A 21,845-nucleotide genomic window follows, 5' to 3' on the forward strand; every position below is an offset into this window, starting at 1 on the left:
GAAGATGACGCGCAGCCGCGCTCAGGATCTGAACGTCTGCGGAGTGACCGCCGCGATCGCCGTGATCGACGGCAAGTGGAAGAGCGTCCTGCTCTGGCTGCTGGAGTCCGGCCCCCAGCGGCCCGGCGAGCTGCGTCGGCAACTGCCGGGCCTCAGCGAGAAGGTGCTGACCCAGGCTCTCCGTGAAATGGAGGCGGACGGTCTGGTGCACCGCGAAGTGCACGACGTGCTGCCGCTGAAGACCGTCTACTCCCTGACCGATTTCGGCAGAGAACTCTCCGAGGCCCTCGCCCCGCTCTCCGACTGGGGCCACCGCCGCCTGGAGAAACTCACCGGGGCCCGCTCGGCCTCCTGACGCGAATCCCTTGAGCCGGCACGGAACGGAACCGACGTAACGCACGCGGTTCGACGCCCAGTTCCGTCAGCGGCCCGCGGACACGGCACTCGATCTCGTCGCGGACCGGGCGTACGGCCTCCGCGCCTTGACCGGCGGGGCCGTCGGACGTCCAGTCGGCGTAGCGCTTGCCGGGGAAGTACGGGCAGGCGTCCCCGCAGCCCATGGTGATCACTGCGTCGGAGCGCTCGACCGCCTCCGCTGTGAGGACCTTCGGGGGATCGACGGAGACGCAAGTCGGCCCGTGAGCGCTCGGGGTGGCCCGGCTGAGCGTTGTCACCGGCCCGCAGGCGAGACCTGACCTCCATAGGTGCCACCTGGTCGCGACAGTTGGCGCTGAGGCCGTTTCCCGCCCGCTCCTGCTCCGGGCGCACCCGCCGGAAAATGGCGATGCGGGCGGCAACGGGCCCTGATACGGTCCCCGACATGTTCATGTGCACGGGCCAGAGCTGGTTCTTCAAGCCCCGCAGCGCCGCCTAGCGGCAAGCTGCGACCAGCGTTCCGACAGCTTCGCCGCATTCCGGTTCCCCGCCGGTGCGGTGCTCGACGCTGCCCGGCTCCGATGCTGATTCACACCGCGGAGCACGTTTCATGAACGACCAGAACCACCACGACAACCACAGCGATCTGCGCGATCTTCTTCCTCCGGTCGAGCCGACCCTGACGGTCGCCCCCGTCGAACTGACGCGGTGGGTCACCCGTCACGCCTCCCGGCTGTCCGTTCCCGGCCCCGGAGCGGACCTGGGGACCCCGCTCGACGACCTGGAGCCGCTGCGCGGCCTCGTCGGCGGCGCCCGCGTGGTCGCGCTCGGCGAGAACTCCCACCAGATCCGCGAGTTCGCCCTGCTGCGCCACCGCGTCCTGCGCTTCCTCGTCGAGGAACTGGGCTTCACCGTCTACGCCATGGAGTACGGAGCCGCCGAGGGCCGCGCCGTGGATGCCTGGGTCCAGGGCGAGCCCGGTGACATCGACGACCTCCTGGCCCCCGGGAGCAGCGGAGACCAGGACGACAGCACCGAGGGCGGAGGCAAGCGCGTCATCAAGGGCTTGGGCCAGCCCGTCGAGTGCCGGGACACCCTGCGGTGGCTGCGCCACCACAACGCGGACGCCGCGCACCCGGTCCGCTTCGTCGGCTGCGACATCCCCATGGCCGGTGGCTCGCTCGCGCCCGTACTGGAGCCGGTCGCCGCCTACCTGGCCACCGTTGACCCCGGCGCGCTGCGCTTCCTGCACACCGCGCTGGAGATCTCCGAGCCGATCGCGGGCGGGACGGTCATGGTGCCCGCCTATGCCAGGCTCGACCTGGACCCGGCGGTGCAGGACCACCTCACCACCGCGCTCACCCGGCTGCTGGGCCGCTTCACGGACCTGCGCGAGATCTACACCGAGCGCGGCGGCCGCATGGCGTACGAGACCGCGCTGTCGGACGTCCGCGCGGCCGTGACCACCGACCGGGCCCAGCGCGCCATGGCCGAGGCGCTCGCGGGCGCGCCCGACGGCCCGAACTTCGCCGCCAGGGAACGCTATCTGGCCGACACGCTGCTTGAATTCCTGGAGCGGTCCGGGCCCGGCACGCGCGTCGTCCTCGTCGGGCACAACGCCCACATCCAGCGATCGGCCAACCAGCCCGGCCCACTGGCGGTGACGCCCATGGGCAATCTGCTCTCCAGGGCGCTCGGCGCGGACTACGTTCCCCTCGCGCTGACCAGCAACGGCGGCGAGACGGTGGAGAACCTGCCCGACCGGGCCAGCCCGCTCGGGATGCGCTGGGGCCGGGCCGCCACCCCTGAGGCCGCGCCGGACAGCGTCGAAGCGCTGTTCGCGGGTGTCCCCGGGCAACCAGCCCTGGTGGACGCGCGGGCGTTGCGCGAGTACGCCCGTCGTCACTCGCTGCCGGAGCCGGTCCGCACGCGAGTGGACACCGCGTTCATCGAGATCCCCGTCCTGGAGGCGTTCGACGGGATCATCTGCGTCCCTGACACCACTCTCGGCGCCGACACCCCGCAGTAAGCGGCAGGCGCACCAGGAGCACGGGCAGGGCCGGCCGTTCCGTACACGTCACGGGCGGCCCGCCGCGCCTGCCATGGGCAGCCGGGGCCTTCCAGGGAAGCCCGCCGAGACCCCCGCCTGTGACTGGTCGAGATGGATGTCACCGGTTCAGCGCCCGGCCTGGGCTTCAGTGGCTGGATAGTCACGCTACTTGTCACCAGATGGTCGGCCTTGTTGTCACCTGCCTCGACTTTTCGGCCCGGCTGTCACCCAAGCAGACGGTGATTCCACTGTCCGAAGAGGTTTTGCCGGGCAGTCAACTCCAGCTGCACAGGCCGCCACCCGTGGTCACCGCAGACGCCGCGAGCCGGGCCGCCCCCGGCAGGGCCGTCAGCAGATATTCGTCGGCCATATCGTCCCCGTCGGCAGACCCGGACTTCGTGGTCCAGTGACCTGCCGGCTCGCCTGGCGGCCGGTGGCGGCGGCGGTCACCAGCCGGGCGGGGCGGCCACCTGATCAGGGGTCGAGCAGGGCGTTGCGACCGACGGGAAGCCGTGGGCGGTCACTGGGCGCTCGCCGCGGGCCGGACGACGAGCTCGTTGACGTCGACCTGCCGGGGCTGGGACACGGCGTAGGCGATGGCCTCCGCGACGGCGGAGGCGGGCAGTGCCACCGCGCGGTACGCCCTCATGGCCTCCCTCGCGGTGGGGTCGGAGATGCCTTCGGCGAGTTCGGACCCGGTCACGCCGGGAGAGACGAGGGTGACCCGGATATCTCCGGTGGACTCCTGGCGCAGCCCTTCGGAGATCGCGCGGACGACGAACTTGGTGGCGCAGTAGACGGCGGCGGTGGGAGAGACCTCGTACGCGCCGACGGACGCGATGTTCACGACGTGCCCGCCGCCCTGGGCCCGCATCACGGGCAGCGCGGCGGCGAGGCCGTGCAGGACTCCCCGCAGGTTCACGTCGATCATGCGGTCCCACTCGTCCGTCCGCAGGGCCTCCAGCGGCGAGAGTGGCATCACTCCGGCGTTGTTGACCAGGACGTCGACCCGGCCGTAGCGCTCACGGGCGGCGGACACGAAGGTCTGGACGTCGGCGGCGTCCGTGACGTCGAGGCGTTGGAACGCCGCGGTGCCGCCTGCGGCGGTGAGCTCGCCGGTCAGCGCGTCGAGGCGGTCGGTGCGCCGAGCCCCGAGGAACAGGCGGTGGCCGTCGGCGGCGAGCCGGCGGGCGGTGGCCTCCCCGATCCCGCTGCTCGCTCCGGTGACCAGTACGACCTTGGGTGTCTGTGTCATGCCCGCTTCTCCTCTCGGTGGAGCACGAGGTGTTCGTGGAACAGGACCCCGTCTCTGATGTCGCCCGTGGCGGTGAACCCGGTGTCATCGACGTAGTCGATGTGACTGCCCGTCACCGTGCAGCGGCCTGTGAAGGCGCTGCGGCGGGTGCCGCGGGCCTCGTCGTACCGTCCGTCCGCCTGCGGCTCCTGGCGGATGTGGCCGTCCGCCGTCACCCACGTGCCGACCACATCGGCACGGCCCTTCTCGGCATTGCCCGTCAAGGACGGCCTCCCTTCGTCGATGGATGCGGATCAGTTCCGCCCGACCGAGCCTGGGCGGGAGGCGGGTGACCGATCAGGACGTGCCTTGCCTGGGTGCGGTGCACCCGGGCAAGGCTCCGCCGGCGCGGCCTAGGGTGAGGGCGTGACCGACAACCACCTGGGAGAGTTCCTACGCGCACGCCGTGCGGCCCTGCTGCCGCAGGACGCCGGCGTGGCGAGCCACGGGGTACGCAGGGTCGCCGGACTGCGCCGGGAGGAAGTCGCCGTCCTGGCCGGGGTGAACGCGGACTACTACACCCGCCTGGAACAGGGGCGGGAACGCCACCCATCGGCCCAGGTCCTCGACGCGCTCGGCCGCGCCCTGCGGCTCGACTCGAACGGGCACGCGCACCTGCACCAGCTGGCGGGGACGGTGCCGAGCGGCCGGTTCGCCCACACCACGGACCGGGTCGGCCCCGCCCTGCGCCAGTTGCTGGACGGCTACCCGGCCGCCCCGGCGTTCGTCATCAACCGGACTTTGGACGTCCTGGCGGCCAACGCCCTGGCCGAGGCCCTGCACTCACCCTTCGAGCGGAGCGACAACCTCGCCCGGATGGCCTTCCTCGACCCGGCGGGCCGGCAGTTCTACGAACGGTGGGGCCACACGGCCCAGGCCGTCGTGGGCCACCTGCGACAGGCGGCCGGGCTCGACCCGGACAGCCCCCGGCTGCGGGAGCTCGTCCGCACCCTCACCGGCCACAGCACGGACTTCACCCGCCTGTGGAACGCCCACGTGGTACGCGACAAGACCCAGGAGGCCAAGCACCTCCTCCACCCCGACGTCGGCCGGCTGACCCTCACCTACCAGGCTTTCGACGTGCGCGACGCTCCCGGCCAGCAGCTGATCGTCTACCAGGCGGAGCCCGGCAGTTCCAGCGCGCAGGCCCTCAGCCTGCTCGGGTCCCTGCGCGCCACCTTGAACCGGGGCGCCGGGTGAGCCGGAAGCCGGCGACCGGCTCTTCCGCACTTACCGGGCCCTGCTCGCCCGCACCCGGAGGCGCGCGGTCACAGCACCCGGCCTCGCCGGGACCGTCGCGATCCTCGAACACTCAGAAGACGAGGCCTTCACTCAGAAGACGAGGCCTTGCGAGTCGGCCTGATCAAGTCCGGACGTTCATTCTCTTCCTCAACGCTGCGGCCACGACGGAGCCGGCCTGTGCCCGCGGCGCCTGCGTCCGGCCCGAGAGCTGCCACCGGCGGCGACTTGCCACTTTTGCCGGAACCGGTCTGGCCGACGTTCGCCGGGTCCGAGTTGGGCCGGAAGAGCCCGGCCAGGGTCAACCTCGCCGGGGACTTAACGGTGGTTCCACTCCCCGCGGCCAGGTCCCAACCACCGCATCCCGGCCCGATGATGGCAGCCGCCGGACCGGCTCCGGTGACAGGCATCGCGACCAGGTGACATCCATTTCGACCAGTCACACCGACCACCGACACTTTTGCAAGCAGGCGCTTGCAAAAGTTAGCAACATGCGGCAGCATCGACCGCATGGGATCACTCAACGTCGGCAATCTCGGTGAGTATCTGCGGGAGCAGCGGCGCAACGCGCAGCTGACGCTGCGGCAGCTCGCCGATGCCGCGGGGGTGTCCAATCCGTATCTCAGCCAGATCGAGCGCGGTCTGCGCAAGCCGAGTGCCGAGATCCTCCAGCAGCTCGCGAGGGCGCTGCGGATCTCCGCCGAGACCTTGTACGTGCAGGCCGGGATTCTCGACGAGCGGGAGAGGGGCGACGCGGAGGTCCGCAGTGTGATCCTCGCCGACCCCGCGATCAATGAGCAGCAGAAGCAGGTGCTGCTCCAGATCTACGAGTCCTTCCGTAAGGAGAACGGGCTCGCGACGGACGACGACAGCAAATCTTCGAGCTGACCGGGAGACCATCGCCATGGCCACCACCCAAGATTTCCGCAAGGCCGCGACCGACACCGCGTACGCGGCCGCCGGCGCCGCCGACCTCACCTTCGAGGTGTTCGGGCAGGTCATCGCCGAGGCCCCGCAGCGCTTCGAGCAGCTGCGGAACACCGACCCCAAGGCCCTTCAGCAGAAGGTGACCCAGCGGGCCAAGGAGACCCAGGCCACGGTGACCGCCAAGTTCACCGAGATCGTCAACACCTTCGACACCGACGCGAAGAAGCTCGGCCAGTCCGCCCAGGATCTGCTGCTCCAGGGCGTCGGCCAGGCCGTGGGATACGCGGCGAAGGCCGGCGAGCAGTACGAGAAGCTGGCCGAGCGCGGCCGCGTCGCCGTGAAGACCTGGCGCGGCGAGGCCGCCGACGAGGTCGCCGACATCGCCGTCGCCATCGAGCCGGAGAGCGAGCCCAAGCCCGCCGCCGACGCGCAGGACGCCGACGCCAAGCCCGCCGCGGCACGGAAGCCCGCCGCCGCCCGCAAGACCTCGGCGGCCCCCAAGAAGACGGACGCCAAGTCCGACGACCAGTAGGCAAGGACGGGCCGGGGGCGGTCCGGGGCGATGTGTCACGTGCCCGGACCGTTCTCCCGGTACCGTGGCGGGCGCAAGCGCCCGTAATGGAACGACCTTGAGGTGAGCCACGTGTTGGTTGACGGGTTCGGCAGCGCCATCGGCTGGCTCGCGGAATGGCTCCCCAGGGTGCTGTGCCTGTTCGCGCTCGCGGCGATCGTCGACGCGGCCACCACCCGCGAGGACGCCTTCCGCGCGGCGGACAAGCAGACGAAGCGCTTCTGGATCACCGTGATGGCCCTGGCGGCGCTCGTCTCGGGGCTGCCGTCGGCACGCTATCTGGGCGGCGGCTGGGCCGCGCTCGCGGGCATCTTCGGCGGGCTCGGCTTCCTCCTGATCCTCGCGGCCCTCATCGCCACCATCGTCTACTACGTGGAAGTACGGGCGACGCTCAAGCGGATCAACGGCCGGCGGAGCTGGCCGAAGCGCGGCCCCCGCGGGGGCGGCAGGTATTGATCCGCGGGCGGTCCGGTGCCCCCCGCCACCGCCGCGCGGCGGTGCCCTCGGGGCGCCCCGCCGCGGGCGGCGGGCCGGGCTCGGCCGCACCGGCCCACCGGGCCCCGCTCAGCCGCGGTCCAGCAGGAGCACCGCCAGGTCGTCCGTCAACTCACCGCCGTTCAGTGCCCGTACCTCCGTCACCGCCGCGTCGAGCAGCGCCTCCCCGGTCAGCCCGTCCTTGACCTGACGGGTGACCAGCTCGACGATGCCCTCCTGGCCCAGGCGCCGCGCGCCCTCGCCGATCCGGCCCTCGATCAGGCCGTCGGTGTACATCATCAGGCTCCAGCGGCCGCCCAGTTCGATCTGCCGGCGCGGCCAGCGGGCGCGCCGGAGCAGGCCGAGCGCGGGGCCGCCGCTGTCCTGCGGCAGCAGGCGCGGGGCCTGGCCGGGGCGTACGAGCAGGGGCGCCGGGTGGCCCGCCAGGCTCAGGCCGGCGCGGCGCCCGTCAGGCGATATGTCGACGGCGCACAGCGTCGCGAACGTCTCCTCGTCCGCGCGCTCGTGCTCCAGCACCTCCTGGAGGGTGGACAGCAGCTCGTCGCCGCACAGCCCGGCGAGCGTCAAGGCCCGCCACGCTATGCGGAGTTCGACGCCGAGCGCGGCCTCGTCCGGGCCGTGGCCGCTGACGTCGCCGATCATCGCGTGGACGGTGCCGTCGGGCGTCCGCACGGTGTCGTAGAAGTCGCCGCCGAGCAGCGCGCGGCTGCGGCCCGGCCGGTAGCGGGCGGCGAACCGCAGGTCCGAACCGGCCAGCAGCGGCGTCGGCAGCAGGCCGCGCTCCAGCCGGGCGTTCTCCTGGGCGCGCAGCCGGGACTCGGTGAGCTGGTGCTGGGCGAGGTCCGCGCGCTTGCGCTCGACGGCGTAGCGGATGGCCCGGCTGAGCACCCGCCCGTCGAGCTCGTCCCGGAAGAGGTAGTCCTGCGCCCCCACGCGTACGGCCTCGGCGGCCCGCTCGGCGTCCGTCTCCGCGGTGAGCGCGAGGACGGCGTGCCGGGGCGCGAGGCGCAGCACCTGGCGCAGGGTGTCCAGCTCGTCCCGGGGCTCGGGCACGTGCGCCTCGCCGTCGCCCGCGCAGCCGGCGGTGACGCAGGACGGCTCACAGACCCGGTCGGGGGCGGGCAGGGCGAGGTCGAGAAGGATGCAGTGCACGTCGTCGGTGAGCAGCCGCTCGGCCTCGGTGAGGTTGCGGGCGGTACGGATGCGGACCGGCTTGCCCGCCGGACCCGACATCTCGGCCATCTCGGGCACGGACAGCGAGCCGCCGGGGTCGCTCTCGATCACCAGCAGGGTCAGCCCGGCGTCGAGCGGGGTCGCCTCCGCAAGCCTCGGCGCGGGTACGGACATGGTGACGGCTTCCTTCCGTTCCCCCCGAGAACATGGCGCCCACCGATCGGTGAGCGCCGAACGCGACCCTAGCGGCCGCCGCGTTCGAACGGAATGGAACGGGGCCACTCGCCGCTGTCATATGCGCTTGTCTGGGCGGCATTTGGCGCGTGAGGGGAGAAACACGCAATGAGAAACGTCACCCCTGCGGGTGGTCGGGGTCACATTGCGGGTGCTTTTGCCTGGCGGTGGCGGTGGCCGTGGGGCGGGGCGCCTGCGGCGGGCCTTCCCCCTGGACGCCCCTTCCCCGCGGGACAGGAAAACCCCACGATCACCCGGGCCGCACCACCCCCAGGACCGGCATCGTCCCCGCCCCGGCCAGCGTCACCTGCCGCCCGGGCCGCGGCGCATGCACGATCGTGCCGTCCCCCACGTACATCCCCACATGGCTCGCGTCCGCGAAATAGATGATCAGGTCGCCGGGCCGCATGTCCTTCACGTCCACCTTGGGGAGCTGCCGCCACTGCTCCTGCGAGGTCCGCGGAATGGTCCGGCCGGCCGCGGACCATGCCTTGAGGGTGAGGCCGGAGCAGTCGTACGTGTCGGGGCCCTCCGCGCCCCAGACGTAGTTCTTGCCTATCTGGGCCGTCGCGAAGGCGACCGCGCGCTTGCCGTCGCCGGAGGCCGCGGCGCCGGCGTCGGCCACGCCCTTCGCCGGCTGGGAGGCGAGCCATTTCCGCTGGTCCTCGCGGGCGCGGTCCTCCTCCAGTTTCCGCAGCCGTTCCTTCTCCTTCGCCTCCAGCCGCGACTCCAGCTCCTTGGCGGCTGCCAGCTTCGCCTCGATCTCCTTCTTCGCGGACTCCTTCTTCTTCCGCTCGCCGTCCAGTGTCTTCCAGCGCTCACCGGCGGCCTTGGCGTAGCCGTCCAGGGCCTTCTGGGTCTCCGCCTGCCGGGCGATCACGCCGCGGGTCGCGGCCTCGCCCTTGTGGGCGAGCGCGATGCCGTCGAGGAAGGTCCGGGGTGAGGAGGAGAAGAAGAGCCGCGCCTGGGGCGGCATGCTGCCGTCGCGGTAGCGGGCCCGGGCCAGGGCGCCGGCCTGGTCCTTGAGCCGGTTCATCCGCTCCTGCGCGGCGGCCGAGGAGCGGGCGAGCTCGGCGAGGGACTTCTCCTGGAGGCGCTGCTCCTCACCGGCCGCGTTGTAGGCGTCGGTGGCGGCCTCCGCCTGCCGGTAGAGGCCCTCCACCTCCTTGTGGACGTCTTCGAGGCCGCGCGGCGGAGGGCTGGGATCCGCGTACGCCGCACCTGGCAGGAACGCGACCCCCGTCACGGCCACCACGCAGACCAGGGCCGTCGTCGCGATCAGGCGGCCACCGCCACCCCCACGCGTCCCCGTGCCCCCGCTGTCCGTACCCCTGCCGTGCCACCTCACAGGCCACCTCCGCGGCTTCCGCCCTCAGGTCTGACATAGCGTCACGCGAGAAACGGATGCTGTCACGGCGATCGGCAAACGGACAGAGATCTGCGTCACACTGGCCGCGAACCAGCTGTCCGACCGGCTACCACCCTGACCGGTGAGGTTCACCCTCCGTTCACCCTGCCCCATCGACCGCTTCACCTGTTCTGCCTAATTTCGGTCGTAGAGGGTGCGGGTCCCGGGCATGCGGGGCCGCAGCGGAACGGCTGAACCGCACCGACGACCTCTCGCACGCCGCCCCAGCGGCGGCTCCCGGAAGGAATTCCCGAAAAGTGAAGCTTCAGCGCAAGAACCGGCTCCGCGCCGTCGCCTTCGGCGCCATCGCCGTCTCCGGCGCCCTGGTCCTCACGGCGTGCGGTTCGGACAACAACAGCGGCGGCGACACCGGCAACGGCGGCGCCACCAAGGCCGCCGGCAACATCAAGTGCGACGGCAAGGGCCAGCTGCTGGCCTCGGGCTCGACCGCGCAGAAGAACGCCATGGACCTCTGGGTCAAGAACTTCATGGCGGCCTGCAAGGACATCCAGATCAACTACAAGCCCACCGGTTCGGGCGCGGGCATCCAGGAGTTCCTCCAGGGCAAGACCGCCTTCGCCGGCTCCGACTCCGCGCTGAAGCCGGAGGAGGCCGCCAAGTCCAAGAGCGTCCTCAAGGGCGGCGGCCAGGGCATCGACCTCCCGATGGTCGGCGGCCCCATCGCGATCGGTTACCACCTCTCGGGCGTGGACAACCTGGTCCTGGACGCGGACACCCTCGCCAAGATCTTCGACGGCAAGATCGAGAAGTGGAACGACCCGGCGATCGCCAAGCTCAACAAGGACGCCAAGCTGCCGGACACCAAGATCCAGGCGTTCCACCGCTCGGACGAGTCCGGCACCACGGAGAACTTCACGAAGTATCTCAAGGCCACCGCCGACAAGTCCTGGCCCTACACCCCCGCCAAGGCGTGGGCGGCCAAGGGCGGCCAGTCCGCCGACGGCTCCGCCGGTGTCTCCTCGCAGGTCAAGCAGACCGAGGGCGCCATCTCCTACTTCGAGCTGTCCTACGCCACCGCCAACTCGATCAAGACGGTGAAGCTCAACACCGGCGCCGCCGCCCCGGTCGAGGCCACCTCGGACAACGCCTCCAAGGCCATCGCCGAGGCGAAGATCGTCGGCACCGGCCAGGACCTCGCGCTCCAGCTCAACTACAACACCAAGGCCGAGGGCGCCTACCCGATCACCCTGGTGACCTACGAGGTCGTCGGTGACAAGGGCAACAAGGCCGACACCCTCGCCGCCACCAAGTCCTTCCTGACCTACATCGCGAGCGAGGACGGCCAGTCCGTCCTCAAGGGCATGGGCTACGCCCCGCTGCCCACCGAGATCGCGAAGAAGGTCCGCGAGAACATCGCGAACCTCTCCTGACCCCGTGTGCGGCCGGACCCCCAGCGGGCGTCCGGCCGCACCGTCCGGTGCACCGCCGCGCCAGGAGGGCGGCCAACCTCGGCCGCCCTCCGCAGACCGGAGACAACCCCATGGACATATCCAGCACGACCGCAGCGGGCCCACCCGGCCCCGCGGCCCCCGCGGGGCGGCCGAAGTCCGCCACCCGCGCCGGTGACCGCGTCTTCCTCGCCCTCTCCCGGGGCTCGGGAATCCTGCTGCTGGTGATCATGGCCGCCATCGCGGTCTTCCTCACCGTCCGGGCCGCCAGCGCCCTCTCGCACGACCACGGCAACTTCTTCACCACCTTCGAGTGGAACGCCAACGCCACCCCGCCGGTCTTCGGCATCGCGGTCCTGGCCTTCGGCACGATCGTCAGCTCGCTGATCGCGATGGTCATCGCGGTCCCCGTCGCCATCGGCGTCGCGCTCTTCATCTCCCACTACGCGCCGCGCAGGCTCGCCACCCCGGTCGCATACGTGATCGACCTGCTCGCCGCCGTCCCGTCCATCGTGTACGGCCTGTGGGGCGCCCTCTTCCTGGTGCCGCACCTCGGCGGGCTCTACAGCTGGCTCGACGACTACTTCGGCTGGACCGGCGTCCTCGCCTACCACGACGGCGCCGCCCGCTCGCTCTTCACCATCGGCATCCTGCTGGCGATCATGATCCTGCCGATCGTCACCAGCGTCAGCCGCGAGGTCTTCCTCCAGGCCCCGAAGATGCACGAGGAAGCGGCGCTGGCGCTCGGCGCCACCCGCTGGGAAGTCATCCGGATGTCGGTGCTCCCCTTCGGCCGGTCCGGCGTCATCAGCGCCTCGATGCTCGGCCTGGGCCGCGCGCTCGGCGAGACCATGGCCGTCGCGACCGTCCTCTCCCCCAGCTTCGTCATCGGCAAGAGCCTGCTCGACCCGGGCGGCGGCACGTTCGCGCAGAACATCGCGAGCAGCTTCAAGGAGTCCGGCGAGATCGGCAAGGACGCCCTGATCGCGTCCGGCCTGGTCCTGTTCCTGCTGACCCTGCTGGTGAACGGCGCGGCACGGATGATCATCGCGCGTCGCAAGGAGTATTCGGAATGAGCGACGTGACGATCGACCCGCCGCGGGTCGCCGACCAGGCCCCGCTGCCCCGTACGAGCCTGCGCCGGCCGCGCCTGCCGCGCTGGGCACCGCCCGCCGCCGCCGCGGCCTCGGCCGCCGTCGGCATCGCGATCGGCCTCGGCGCCGGTCTGAGCAGCCGGATCCAGTGGGGCGTGATCGCCGCGCTCCTCTTCGTCCTCGGGATGTACGGCCTCGCCGCCCGCGTCGAGGGCCGCCGGCAGGCCAAGGACCGCCTGGCCACCAGCCTGGTGTGGGTCTGCTTCCTGATCGCCGTCGTCCCGCTGGTCTCCCTGGGCTGGGAGACGATCAGCCGCGGCTCGAAGGTCCTCGACGGCACCTTCCTCAGCCACTCGATGGCCGGCGTGCTGACCATCCAGCCCGGCGGCGGCGTCTACCACGCGATCATCGGCACCCTGGAGCAGGTGGGCATCGCCACCGCCATCGCGGCGCCGGTCGGCCTGCTGACCGCGGTCTATCTCGTGGAGTACGGGCGCGGGCGGCTCGCCAAGGTGGTCACCTTCTTCGTGGACGTGATGACGGGTGTCCCGTCGATCGTCGCGGGCCTGTTCGTGCTGAGCTTCTGGATCCTCATGCTCGACTTCGGCTACTCCGGCTTCGCCGGGTCGATGGCGCTGGCGATCCTGATGATGCCGGTGGTCGTCCGCTCCACCGAGGAGATGCTCAAGCTCGTGCCGAACGAGCTGCGCGAGGCGTCCCTCGCCCTCGGCGTGCCGAAGTGGCGCACGATCCTCAAGGTCGTCCTGCCCACGGCCATCGGCGGCATCGCCACCGGCGTGACCCTCGCGATCGCCCGCATCGCGGGCGAGAGCGCCCCCATCGTCCTCCTGGTCTTCGGCTCCCAGGTGATCAACAACAACCCCTTCGACGGCGCGCAGTCCTCCCTGCCGTACTACATCTACGAGCAGTGGGCCGCGGGCAACGAGGCCAGTTACGACCGCGCCTGGGCAGCGGCCCTGGTCCTCATCGCCTTCGTCATGATCCTCAACCTGGTGGCCCGCGGCATCGCCCGCTGGAAGGCCCCGAAGCGTTGATATGCGGCTCCGCCGCGTGTCCAGCCGCTGACCGCGGCTACCGGTTTACGAAAGAAGCAGTGATTCCCATGGCCAAGCGCATCGACGTCGGCGGCCTCAACGCCTACTACGGCAACCACAAGGCCATCGAGGACATCTCGATGACCGTCGAGCCCCGCTCCGTGACCGCCTTCATCGGTCCCTCCGGCTGCGGCAAGTCCACCTTCCTGCGCACCCTCAACCGGATGCACGAGGTCACCCCGGGCGGCCGCGTCGAGGGCAAGGTGATGCTCGACGACGAGAACCTCTACGGGCCCGGCGTCGACCCCGTCTCCGTACGCCGCACGGTCGGCATGGTCTTCCAGCGCCCGAACCCCTTCCCCACCATGTCGATCTACGAGAACGTGGCCGCGGGCATCCGCCTCAACGGCGGCCGGGTCCGCAAGGCCGACATGGACGCGATCGTGGAGAAGTCGCTCCGGGGCGCCAACCTCTGGGCGGAGGTCAAGGACCGGCTGAACAAGCCGGGGGCGGGCCTCTCCGGTGGTCAGCAGCAGCGCCTGTGCATCGCGCGGGCGATCGCGGTGGAGCCGCAGGTGCTGCTGATGGACGAGCCCTGCTCGGCGCTCGACCCGATCTCCACGCTCGCCATCGAGGACCTGATCGGCGAGCTGAAGGAACGGTTCACGATCGTCATCGTCACGCACAACATGCAGCAGGCGGCACGCGTGTCGGACCGCACGGCCTTCTTCAACCTGGCCGGCGTGGGCCAGCCGGGCCGTCTCGTCGAGATCGACGAGACGGCGCGCATCTTCTCGAACCCCTCCGTGCAGGCGACGGAGGACTACATCTCGGGCCGCTTCGGATAAGGACCGCCCTGCGGCGCTGCTCGGCGGTGCGAGCCCCTCGCCGGGCGGGCCGCTCCGCGTACGGGGCTTCCGGCCCGTCATCCGATTCCCGGGGGCCCCGCCCCCGGCCCCGACCGCCTTACGGCGCTGCTTGGCGGTGCCGCCGCAAGGCGAAGGGCCCGCCCCCTGTCGGTGGCAGGGGGCGGGCCCATCAATGTTCAGCCCGGCCGGCGTTTGAGGACGCTCCCCCAGACTTCGTCCGGGGGACCCCCCAGTGCGCTCTCCGCCGCAGGCGGCAACGGCGGGACAGCCGGGGGCTGGGGCACGCGCCCCAGTTCAGGAAGGGCGGGGCTGGGAGAAGCCCGCCGCAGGCGCGACTACCCGAACGCGAGCAGCACGACCCAGTAGCTGAGCGCGGCCACGATCGCCGCGGCCGGCATGGTGATGAACCACCCCATCACGATGTTCTTGGCCACCCCCCAGCGCACCGCGCGCGAGCCCTTCGTGGAGCCCACGCCCATGATCGCGGAGGTGATGACGTGCGTCGTGGAGATCGGCGCCTGGAACATGAACGAGGACGTGTACATCACGGACGCGGCCGTCGTCTCGGCGGCGAAGCCCTGCGGCGGGTCCAGCTCGATGATCCGGCGCCCGAGCGTCCGCATGATCCGCCAGCCACCGGCGTACGTACCCGCCGACAGCGTCAGCGCGCACGCGAGCTTGACCCACAGCGGGATCGCGTCGCCCTTGCCCTCGACATCGCCGATGACCAGGGCCATCACCACGATGCCCATGGTCTTCTGCGCGTCCTGCAGACCGTGGCCGAGGGCCATGCCGGCCGCCGAGACGGTCTGCGCGATTCGGAAGCCGCGCTTGGCCTTGTGCGGGTTGGACTTACGGAACATCCACATGATCACGACCATCACGAGATAGCCGAGGATCAGGCCGACGAAGGGCGAGAGGAACATCGGGATGACGACCTTCTCGATCACCCCCGACCAGATCACCGTGGTGCCGCCCGCGAGCGCCGCGCCCACCATGCCGCCGAACAGGGCGTGCGAGGAGGACGACGGAAGCCCGAAGTACCAGGTGATGAGGTTCCAGGCGATCGCGCCCACCAGCGCCGCGAAGAGGATGCCCATCCCCTTCTGGCCCTCCGGCGTGGCGATCAGGCCCTCGCTGACGGTCTTGGCGACGCCGCTGCCGAGGAAGGCACCGGCGAGGTTCATCACCGCCGCCATCGCGAGGGCCGCCCGCGGGGTCAGCGCCCGCGTGGAGACCGAGGTCGCGATGGCGTTCGCGGAGTCGTGGAAGCCGTTCGTATAGGTGAAGCCGAGCGCGACCCCGATGGTCACGACGAGAGCAAAGGTGTCCACCGGGGGTCAGGACTCCTTGACCGCGATGGTCTCGACCGTGTTGGCGACGTGCTCGAACGCGTCGGCGGCCTCCTCCAGCACGTCCACGATCTGCTTGAGCTTCAGCACCTCGATGGCGTCGTACTTGCCGTTGAAGAGCTGGGCCAGGAGCTTGCGGTGGATCTGGTCCGCCTGGTTCTCGAGGCGGTTCACCTCGATCCAGTACTCCGTGAGGTTTGTCATGGTCCGGAGGTTGGGCATGGCCTCGGCGGTGAGCTCGGCGGCTCGCGCGAGGACCTCGATCTGCTGCTCGACGCCCTTCGGAAGCTCCTCGACCTGGTAGAGCACGACCAGGTCGACGGCCTCCTCCATGAAGTCCATGATGTCGTCGAGCGAGCCGGCGAGGGTGTAGATGTCCTCGCGGTCGAACGGCGTGATGAAGGAGGAGTTCAGCTGGTGGAAGATCGCGTGCGTCGCGTCGTCCCCCGCGTGCTCCGCTGCCCGCATCCGCTCGGCGATCTCGGCTCGGGCGGACGCGTCCGCTCCGAGCAGTTCCATCAGGAGCTTGGAGCCCGTGACGATGTTGTCCGCGGACGCGGCGAACATGTCGTAGAAGCTCGTCTCCCTGGGGGTCAGACGAAAGCGCACGTGGGATCCTCGGGGTGCAGCGGATTCGGTCTCGTTGATGCTAGGCGCATCATCCGGCCACGGCTAACTGGCATTCCCTCAGTGTCGCCCATCGGGCAGAGTGCTCACGAAGGCAGGTACCGCCTCCGGCCACCGAATTCTGTACCATATACCTGCCGGGGGTATACGAGTGGGGTATACGCACCGACAGGGGCGACACCCTTGGCCCAGGGCCCGGACCAGCACCGGTGCACCCCGGACGCCGGCTCCGGGAAGGGACGACGGAGGACGCCATGACCACCACCGAAGCCGGGACCGGCACGACCGGTGCCGCGCCCTGCCACGGCGAGGCGCCCGGTGCGGACGCATCGCCCGGGCAGGTCCAGGGGCACGGCCACAACCACGGCCCGCACGGCTACAGCGACCAGAAGGACCAGCACCTCAAGCGCCTGCGCCGGATCGAGGGCCAGATCCGCGGCCTCCAGCGCATGGTCGAGGAAGACGTCTACTGCATCGACATACTCACCCAGGTGTCCGCGAGCACGAAGGCCCTCCAGTCCTTCGCCCTCCAGCTGCTCCAGGAGCACCTGCGGCACTGCGTGGCGGCCGCCGCGGTGAAGGGCGGCGACGAGATCGACGCGAAGGTGGCCGAGGCGAGCGCGGCGATCGCGCGGCTGCTCCGTACGTAGCGCCCGGCGCTCCGTGCGCAGCGTTCGGCGCTCCCGGCGGGCCGCAGGCCGCTACTCGCCCCGCGTCTCCGCCGCCCGGACGACCTTCAGCACCTCGTCGATGCGGTCGGGGCTCAGGCGGTCCTCGTCCGCGCTCGAGGCCGCGATCATCAAATCACCGTAGAGATCGATCTCGATGAGGGCCACGGGATCCGGCCCACCCGACGAACCGCGTCGCGAAACCACGTGATTCACCTCCTCGGGTTCTGGTTCCTCGGGTTATGGTTCTTCGGCTTACCAGCGTAGTGATCGGTACACATGGCGCGCATGGCACAGAAGGACCATTTCCATGGCCAAGCACACCGTGCCGCGTTATTTCCCCAGCGAACCCACGGTCCCCGCATAGATATCGGCGGAAGCCGGGAGCGCCACATCGAACTTGGTGCCGAAGTCGTAGAGATCGACGGTCGAGACGACCGTCATCGGCGCCGCCGACCCGCCCCGCACGACGCCGAACCGGTGGGAGAGCCTGCGCGGCAGGCCCTGCCGGTCGAGGTACGCGTCGAACCGCACCGTGCCGCTGGAGAACCCCCGCGCCGCCACGGCCAGCGGACCGCGGTCCCGCTCGGGCGCGGCGCGCGCGGCCCGGCCGAGGTCGATGGTGCCCCAGTAGTGCCGCACGCCGACCCCGTCCACCCGCTCGTCCCTCATATACGTCACCTCACGCGCCCCGCCCAGCAGTTCGACCGCCGCGAGCGGGTCCGTGGCGCCGTTGGTCAGCAGATTGCCGTCGGCGAAGGCCGGCGTCGACAGCCGCACCCACTTGCCGGCGGGGACGCCCGCCCCGCGGTTCTTCATGAAGAGCGCCCCGGGGACGAACACCTCGGTGACGGCCCGGTGTTCGGTCGCGCCCGCCGCGTCCGCGGGCACCAGCACCGTCAACTCACCGGCGGGCCGGGCGAAGTCGTAGCCGCCCGTGCCGTGGATGGTCAGCCGGGTGCCGCCGCTGACGGTCTCCATCGACGTACGCACCTTCGCGCCGCCCGCCTCGGCGAGCGCCCGGGCCGCGCGGCGCAGCGCCTCGCGGGCCTGGCCGGGGTCGTCCGCCTGGCGGGCCTCGCCGCTCAGGCTCTTGAGATCCCCCCGCAGCTCCGGCCGCTCCTGGGCGGCGCAGCCGGACACCAGCAGGCCGATGGCGATGCCACCCGCCGTCACACGTCCGCTCCGCCGCACCACCATGACCGTCAGCCCCCTGCCAGCACGCTGTGGAACCCGTAACTGTCAACGACCCCCGGTGACCACCGTCACGGCCGGGTAGCGTGGTCACGTGTCCGACGCAGCCGCCGCCGGCCTCTCCGCGGCCCATTCCACCAGCACCAGCGAGACCGGTTCCTTCTGCAGTGCCCGCTGCACCTGCGGCTGGCGCGGCCCGGCCCGGAGAGCGCGTTCCCTCGCACGCGAGGACGCCGCGTCCCACGTGGCGACGGCCTCGACCATGGATTCCAGCCCGTCCGGCGTTTGAGGACTACGCGGCGAAGCCGTGTCGCGGGGCCTGGAGCGCAGCCCCCGTTCCAGGAACGGTGTGCGAAGCGCGGTCCGGGGGCTGGGGGCTCGCTCCCCCCCAGTCATGGGAAGGGGCGGGTGGGGGAAAAGCGCCGCAGGCCCCTGCGGGCGGCTACGCCGCCAGATCGCTGTCCCGCGACAGCGGCCGCTCCGGCGCCGCCGTCACCACGGGCGCCACCGCCCCGCCGGCCCGCACGAGCCACCCCGCCCGCGACGCCGCGAGCGTCCGCACCGCCGGGGTGAGCAGCATCATCGCCAGCGGGGCCAGCAGCAGCGCGACCGCCGTGCCGAGCGCGAACCCACCGATGACGTCGGTCGGATAGTGCACGCCCATATAGACGCGGCAGAAGCCTTCGAGGAAGGCGAGGCCGATGCCGATCAGGCCGTACTTCCGGTTGGCGACGAAGAGGCCCACGCCGATCGCCATGGTGAGCGTCGCGTGGTCGCTGACGAAGGAGTAGTCGGTCTTGCCCTTGACGAGGACGTCCAGCCCGGTGTGGTCGACGAAGGGTCTGGGCCGCTTGACGAAGTCCCGGATCGGGATGTTGACGAGGAGCGCGATCCCGGCGGCGAGGGGTGCCCACAGCAGCCCCGCCACGGCGGCGGGCGCGTCGTCCCGCTTGCGGACGCTCCACCAGGCGCAGACCATCAGCACGGCGAGCCCCAGGACGATCCCGTACTCGCCGATGAACTCCACGGCGTGGTCCAGCCAGTTGGGGGCGGACTTGGCGATGCCGTTGATGTCGTAGAGCAAGCTGTTGTCGGGGCCCGGCCCGCCCCCGGCCTCCGACACGAGGTGCCCCACCGCGAGTCCAGCCATGTGTCGTGGCCCCTTATCTGTCGCCTCGTGCTACGTCCAGCTGCCGACCCCCGTGGTCCGTTGCGCCCGCCGATGGCGGCGCTGCTTTCCCACTCTCATGGAACGCGCCACTCCGGCCGGGCGTTCCACTCTCCACTCAAAGATCACCAGGACGTTATCGAAGGGTGACCCATCGTTGCAGTCCGGGGTCGGGACTTCAGACCCCCTTGACCTTGGGGAGCGCTTTCGCGCCATCTTCGGTGACCCGGGTCGCCCCGATGTAGTCCGGTGTGTCGATCTTGTCGAAGCGGATCAGCGCCCCTGTGTGCGGTGCGTTGATCATGTACCCGCCGCCCACATAGAGCCCCACGTGGTGGATGCTGCGGGGGTCCGTCAGATCGTGCGCGAAGAAGACGAGATCCCCGGGGAGCAGCTCATTCCGCTTGGGGTGCGCGCCCGCGTTCCACTGATCGTTGGCGACGCGCGGCAGGGTGATGCCGACCGATTCGTACGCGGCCTTGGTGAGCCCCGAGCAGTCGAAGCGCCCCCCGTCCGCGGCGGTGCCGTCGCCGCCCCACAGATAGGGCGTGCCGAGCTTGTCCTGCGCGTAATAGATGGCGCCGGCCGCCTGCTGCGAGGGCGCGACCTTGGTGAGGGGCCTGGCGAAGCTCTTCGCGAGGGTGCGGATCTCACGCACATAGCCCTGGGTCTCGTTGTAGGGCGGCACGCCCTGGTGCTGGATGACCGCGTACGCACCGGCGTTGTACGACGCCAGCATGTTGTCCGAGAGATCGCCCGGCACGCTTTTGACGTCCTTGGAGAGCTCGCAGTCATAGACCGCGGCCGACGGGATGGCGTCCTGGGGGTCCCAGATATCCCGCTTGCCGTCCTTGTTCGCATCGATGCCATGGGACGCCCAGGTCTCGGGAATGAATTGCGCTATCCCCTGAGCGTTCGCGGGGCTCACCGCCCTGGGGTTCCAGTTGCTCTCCGAGTAGATCTGCGCGGCGAGGATGGCCGGCGACAGGGCCGGACAGATGTTCCCCCAGTCCTGCACCAGCTTCTGATACTCCGCCGGAACCGCGCCACTCGCCAGCTCGCCCGAATTGCCCCCGCCGCCGCCCAGGTTCCACGCGGCCGTATACACGCCGATGACGAGCAGCCCGATGAAACACAGGACCATCCCGATCCCGGCACCCACGCCCACCCAGACCTTCCGCACCCCGCAATCCTCCCCCACGGGCCCGCCGTGTATCCGTCAAATCCCGTTGCTGCGTGCCGCGTCACGGGGCCCGGTCGTCCACGAGGGGTCAAGCCGGGACATCTCGGCTCCCGCGCCGCGCGGCGCCGCTCGCACGGCGCCCGCGCCGCGCCGGGTCGCGCCACCGCGCCCGACGTGTCAAGGGCGGGTGGAGCGGGCGCCTTCGGTCGTACGGGTGGAGCGGGCGCGTACGGTCGCGCGGTTCGAGCGAAGCCCCGTTCGAGGGCGCGTTGCTCCGCGAAGGTGGGCGCGTCCGGCATTTTGCGGAGCAGGGCGGTTGCGGATGATCCCGGCGGCGAAGTGGACGTGAGCGGGCAGCCCGCCGGTCAGCGCTTCCCGGACCTCCGCCAGACACGCGCCCCGCTGGAACCACTCCCCTGCGGGCGGGGCGAGGCGGGCGATGTCCATGCCGGACAGCCGCGTTCGGTCCGGGAGACGGAGTTGAGCACGTGGGCGCCTTGCGTGACGTAGGGCGGGGGCACGGGCCCAGGTTCCGGAGCCGTTGCTTGCTCCGGATCCCGCTCCGGCGGGGCGGGTCAGGGAGGTGGGCGGTTCTTCTCCCCCGTCTTTTCTCCTGGGTAACGACCGACCACCCGGCGCTCCGGCCCACCGACGGCTGGAATCCGGGCACCCGGCTGCCCACTCCGCACGGCGGCGGCTTCCTCGGCGCTCAGCGGCACCCCGGAGACGAGCCGCTCGGTGACCCACCGCCCGCCGGGCCCCTGCTCACGCCACTCGTGGTAGTACCCGGCGGCGGCCAGCTCCCGCTTCGCACGGATGAACCTCGTGGTCTTGATCCCGGCCCGCTGCGCGACTTGCCACAAGGGCAGGTCGACGCCCGGCGGCAGGGACAGCTGCCATATGAGCAGCCGCACGGCGTCCGAAGACAGCTTCGGATGACGAATGATCTCGTTGGCAACCTGCGTGAAGGAGCGCGGAGGCGCGATAGCATGCCGGAGCATTCCGGTACTTATTCCTTAGGGGTTACCGGGTGTAGACCCCTGGCCCGGTGTTCGCAGCACCGCCCGGGGGTCGCCTCGTATTCGGCAAGAGACAACCCGTCTGCGGCCACCGTAGGGCGCAATTTCGGCCCGGAAGCCCGCACTTGCCCGACACCATCCGAATGGGTAACGGGGGCGAAGTTTACCCGTGCACGCAGGTAACGCGGCACGTCAAGGCGCTGGCCGCTTGTTCTACCCTTCGGGTGTTCCAGCCTTGCTGGGCGGGCGACTTCCCTGTAGGGACGCTGATGTTGTCGTACGCATGCGGCCGCACCAGGAAGTGGCCCCGCGCACCAGGATCCAGGGGCCAGTCAGTCACGCCGGTCCGTCGACTCCCGCGCTCCTGACTTGACCCGCATGCCAGCTACCAGCGTCGCCACACTGAGCCCAGCCAGGCACACCTTGGCCACATGCGGTGGA

General features: G+C 70.8%; 23 protein-coding genes and 1 pseudogene. 12 read left to right on the forward strand and 12 right to left on the reverse strand.

What is annotated here, in order from left to right; genetic code table 11:
• The first annotated feature begins 4 nt into the window (after positions 1 to 4).
• Positions 5 to 355: a winged helix-turn-helix transcriptional regulator gene (locus ACH427_RS06370; protein ID WP_398868241.1), complete on the forward strand. Its 351-nt coding sequence runs from the start codon at positions 5 to 7 to the stop codon at positions 353 to 355.
• On the opposite strand, the pseudogene ACH427_RS06375 reads toward ACH427_RS06370, so the two are convergent.
• Positions 330 to 626 (reverse strand): annotated as a pseudogene (locus tag ACH427_RS06375) (hypothetical protein); the annotation flags it as partial. The gene ACH427_RS06370 and the pseudogene ACH427_RS06375 overlap by 26 nt on opposite strands.
• A gap of 359 nt (positions 627 to 985) precedes the next feature.
• On the opposite strand from ACH427_RS06375, the gene ACH427_RS06380 reads away from it, so the two are divergent.
• Entirely contained in the window at positions 986 to 2,404 is a 1,419-nt protein-coding gene (locus tag ACH427_RS06380; RefSeq protein WP_398868243.1) for an erythromycin esterase family protein, read from the forward strand.
• 541 nt (positions 2,405 to 2,945) lie between these two features.
• Here ACH427_RS06380 and ACH427_RS06385 read toward each other — a convergent pair.
• Positions 2,946 to 3,680 carry an SDR family oxidoreductase gene (locus ACH427_RS06385; protein WP_398868244.1) on the reverse strand — a complete coding sequence of 245 codons (735 nt, stop codon included), beginning with the start codon at positions 3,678 to 3,680 and terminating at the stop codon, positions 2,946 to 2,948.
• A complete protein-coding gene (locus ACH427_RS06390) occupies positions 3,677 to 3,943 on the reverse strand; it encodes an Atu4866 domain-containing protein (protein ID WP_398868245.1) in 267 nt (88 codons plus the stop codon). Before ACH427_RS06390 ends, ACH427_RS06385 begins: the two co-directional genes overlap by 4 nt.
• A 142-nt stretch (positions 3,944 to 4,085) precedes the next feature.
• Here ACH427_RS06390 and ACH427_RS06395 point away from each other — a divergent pair, with 142 nt between their 5' ends.
• The 4 genes from ACH427_RS06395 (at position 4,086) to ACH427_RS06410 (ending at position 6,912) form a co-directional block, all read left to right on the forward strand.
• On the forward strand, positions 4,086 to 4,919 hold the full coding sequence (locus tag ACH427_RS06395; RefSeq protein WP_398868246.1) for a helix-turn-helix transcriptional regulator: 834 nt from the start codon (positions 4,086 to 4,088) through the stop codon (positions 4,917 to 4,919).
• A 549-nt stretch (positions 4,920 to 5,468) separates the two neighbouring features.
• Positions 5,469 to 5,846, forward strand: a complete 378-nt coding sequence (locus tag ACH427_RS06400) for a helix-turn-helix domain-containing protein (RefSeq protein ID WP_398868247.1) — start codon at positions 5,469 to 5,471, stop codon at positions 5,844 to 5,846.
• Between the two features lie 16 nt (positions 5,847 to 5,862).
• Complete coding sequence (locus ACH427_RS06405; protein WP_398868248.1) at positions 5,863 to 6,417, forward strand: hypothetical protein; 555 nt, start codon at positions 5,863 to 5,865, stop codon at positions 6,415 to 6,417.
• Positions 6,418 to 6,528: 111 nt separating this feature from the next.
• On the forward strand, positions 6,529 to 6,912 hold the full coding sequence (locus ACH427_RS06410) for a DUF2516 family protein (RefSeq protein WP_398868249.1): 384 nt from the start codon (positions 6,529 to 6,531) through the stop codon (positions 6,910 to 6,912).
• 108 nt (positions 6,913 to 7,020) lie between these two features.
• On the opposite strand, the gene ACH427_RS06415 is transcribed toward ACH427_RS06410, so the two are convergent.
• Positions 7,021 to 8,298 (reverse strand): SpoIIE family protein phosphatase, encoded by a 1,278-nt coding sequence (locus tag ACH427_RS06415; RefSeq protein ID WP_398868250.1) that lies wholly within the window; start codon positions 8,296 to 8,298, stop codon positions 7,021 to 7,023.
• Between the two features lie 310 nt (positions 8,299 to 8,608).
• Positions 8,609 to 9,706 (reverse strand): NlpC/P60 family protein, encoded by a 1,098-nt coding sequence (locus ACH427_RS06420; protein ID WP_398868251.1) that lies wholly within the window; start codon positions 9,704 to 9,706, stop codon positions 8,609 to 8,611.
• 317 nt (positions 9,707 to 10,023) lie between these two features.
• On the opposite strand from ACH427_RS06420, the gene pstS reads away from it, so the two are divergent.
• The 4 genes from pstS (at position 10,024) to pstB (ending at position 14,172) form a co-directional block, all read left to right on the forward strand.
• A complete protein-coding gene (gene pstS / locus ACH427_RS06425; RefSeq protein WP_398868252.1) occupies positions 10,024 to 11,157 on the forward strand; it encodes a phosphate ABC transporter substrate-binding protein PstS in 1,134 nt (377 codons plus the stop codon).
• A 110-nt stretch (positions 11,158 to 11,267) separates the two neighbouring features.
• Entirely contained in the window at positions 11,268 to 12,251 is a 984-nt protein-coding gene (pstC, locus tag ACH427_RS06430; RefSeq protein ID WP_398868253.1) for a phosphate ABC transporter permease subunit PstC, read from the forward strand.
• Positions 12,248 to 13,324: a phosphate ABC transporter permease PstA gene (pstA, locus tag ACH427_RS06435; RefSeq protein WP_398868254.1), complete on the forward strand. Its 1,077-nt coding sequence runs from the start codon at positions 12,248 to 12,250 to the stop codon at positions 13,322 to 13,324. Before pstC ends, pstA begins: the two co-directional genes overlap by 4 nt.
• Before the next feature lie 68 nt (positions 13,325 to 13,392).
• Positions 13,393 to 14,172, forward strand: a complete 780-nt coding sequence (gene pstB, locus ACH427_RS06440; RefSeq protein WP_398868255.1) for a phosphate ABC transporter ATP-binding protein PstB — start codon at positions 13,393 to 13,395, stop codon at positions 14,170 to 14,172.
• A 356-nt stretch (positions 14,173 to 14,528) separates the two neighbouring features.
• Here pstB and ACH427_RS06445 read toward each other — a convergent pair whose 3' ends face one another.
• Together ACH427_RS06445 and ACH427_RS06450 are read right to left on the reverse strand one after the other, a co-directional pair.
• Positions 14,529 to 15,527, reverse strand: a complete 999-nt coding sequence (locus tag ACH427_RS06445) for an anion permease (RefSeq protein ID WP_398868256.1) — start codon at positions 15,525 to 15,527, stop codon at positions 14,529 to 14,531.
• Between the two features lie 6 nt (positions 15,528 to 15,533).
• Positions 15,534 to 16,154 (reverse strand): DUF47 family protein, encoded by a 621-nt coding sequence (locus ACH427_RS06450; RefSeq protein WP_311613856.1) that lies wholly within the window; start codon positions 16,152 to 16,154, stop codon positions 15,534 to 15,536.
• Between the two features lie 272 nt (positions 16,155 to 16,426).
• Here ACH427_RS06450 and ACH427_RS06455 point away from each other — a divergent pair, with 272 nt between their 5' ends.
• Entirely contained in the window at positions 16,427 to 16,822 is a 396-nt protein-coding gene (locus ACH427_RS06455; RefSeq protein ID WP_398868257.1) for a metal-sensitive transcriptional regulator, read from the forward strand.
• A 51-nt stretch (positions 16,823 to 16,873) separates the two neighbouring features.
• Here the strand turns inward: ACH427_RS06455 and ACH427_RS06460 are convergent, their stop codons facing one another.
• Both ACH427_RS06460 and ACH427_RS06465 read right to left on the reverse strand, forming a co-directional pair.
• Positions 16,874 to 17,047, reverse strand: a complete 174-nt coding sequence (locus ACH427_RS06460) for a hypothetical protein (RefSeq protein WP_361525549.1) — start codon at positions 17,045 to 17,047, stop codon at positions 16,874 to 16,876.
• A gap of 126 nt (positions 17,048 to 17,173) precedes the next feature.
• On the reverse strand, positions 17,174 to 18,016 hold the full coding sequence (locus ACH427_RS06465) for a hypothetical protein (RefSeq protein WP_398868258.1): 843 nt from the start codon (positions 18,014 to 18,016) through the stop codon (positions 17,174 to 17,176).
• 112 nt (positions 18,017 to 18,128) lie between these two features.
• Between ACH427_RS06465 and ACH427_RS06470 the strand changes: the two genes are divergently transcribed.
• Positions 18,129 to 18,323: a hypothetical protein gene (locus tag ACH427_RS06470; protein WP_398868259.1), complete on the forward strand. Its 195-nt coding sequence runs from the start codon at positions 18,129 to 18,131 to the stop codon at positions 18,321 to 18,323.
• 153 nt (positions 18,324 to 18,476) lie between these two features.
• On the opposite strand, the gene ACH427_RS06475 is transcribed toward ACH427_RS06470, so the two are convergent.
• The 3 genes from ACH427_RS06475 to ACH427_RS06485 all read right to left on the reverse strand — a co-directional run bounded on the left by ACH427_RS06475 (position 18,477) and on the right by ACH427_RS06485 (position 21,386).
• Positions 18,477 to 19,184, reverse strand: a complete 708-nt coding sequence (locus tag ACH427_RS06475) for a phosphatase PAP2 family protein (protein WP_398868260.1) — start codon at positions 19,182 to 19,184, stop codon at positions 18,477 to 18,479.
• Positions 19,185 to 19,380: 196 nt separating this feature from the next.
• On the reverse strand, positions 19,381 to 20,385 hold the full coding sequence (locus ACH427_RS06480) for an NlpC/P60 family protein (protein WP_398868261.1): 1,005 nt from the start codon (positions 20,383 to 20,385) through the stop codon (positions 19,381 to 19,383).
• Between the two features lie 575 nt (positions 20,386 to 20,960).
• A complete protein-coding gene (locus tag ACH427_RS06485; RefSeq protein ID WP_398868262.1) occupies positions 20,961 to 21,386 on the reverse strand; it encodes a hypothetical protein in 426 nt (141 codons plus the stop codon).
• Positions 21,387 to 21,845: the final 459 nt, after the last annotated feature.

Origin of the sequence: Streptomyces sp. NPDC020379 (assembly GCF_044387105.1) — a bacterium.
GTDB lineage: Bacteria > Actinomycetota > Actinomycetes > Streptomycetales > Streptomycetaceae > Streptomyces.

Bases quoted from the DNA above. Each gene is read 5' to 3' on its own strand.
- ACH427_RS06370 (WP_398868241.1), top strand. From the start codon at position 5: ATGACGCGCAGCCGCGCTCAGGATCTGAACGTCTGCGGAGTGACCGCC.
- ACH427_RS06380 (WP_398868243.1), top strand. From the start codon at position 986: ATGAACGACCAGAACCACCACGACAACCACAGCGATCTGCGCGATCTT.
- ACH427_RS06385 (WP_398868244.1), bottom strand. From the start codon at position 3,680: ATGACACAGACACCCAAGGTCGTACTGGTCACCGGAGCGAGCAGCGGG.
- ACH427_RS06400 (WP_398868247.1), top strand. From the start codon at position 5,469: ATGGGATCACTCAACGTCGGCAATCTCGGTGAGTATCTGCGGGAGCAG.
- ACH427_RS06405 (WP_398868248.1), top strand. From the start codon at position 5,863: ATGGCCACCACCCAAGATTTCCGCAAGGCCGCGACCGACACCGCGTAC.
- ACH427_RS06415 (WP_398868250.1), bottom strand. From the start codon at position 8,298: ATGTCCGTACCCGCGCCGAGGCTTGCGGAGGCGACCCCGCTCGACGCC.
- pstC (WP_398868253.1), top strand. From the start codon at position 11,268: ATGGACATATCCAGCACGACCGCAGCGGGCCCACCCGGCCCCGCGGCC.
- pstA (WP_398868254.1), top strand. From the start codon at position 12,248: ATGAGCGACGTGACGATCGACCCGCCGCGGGTCGCCGACCAGGCCCCG.
- pstB (WP_398868255.1), top strand. From the start codon at position 13,393: ATGGCCAAGCGCATCGACGTCGGCGGCCTCAACGCCTACTACGGCAAC.
- ACH427_RS06455 (WP_398868257.1), top strand. From the start codon at position 16,427: ATGACCACCACCGAAGCCGGGACCGGCACGACCGGTGCCGCGCCCTGC.
- ACH427_RS06475 (WP_398868260.1), bottom strand. From the start codon at position 19,184: ATGGCTGGACTCGCGGTGGGGCACCTCGTGTCGGAGGCCGGGGGCGGG.
- ACH427_RS06485 (WP_398868262.1), bottom strand. From the start codon at position 21,386: ATGCTCCGGCATGCTATCGCGCCTCCGCGCTCCTTCACGCAGGTTGCC.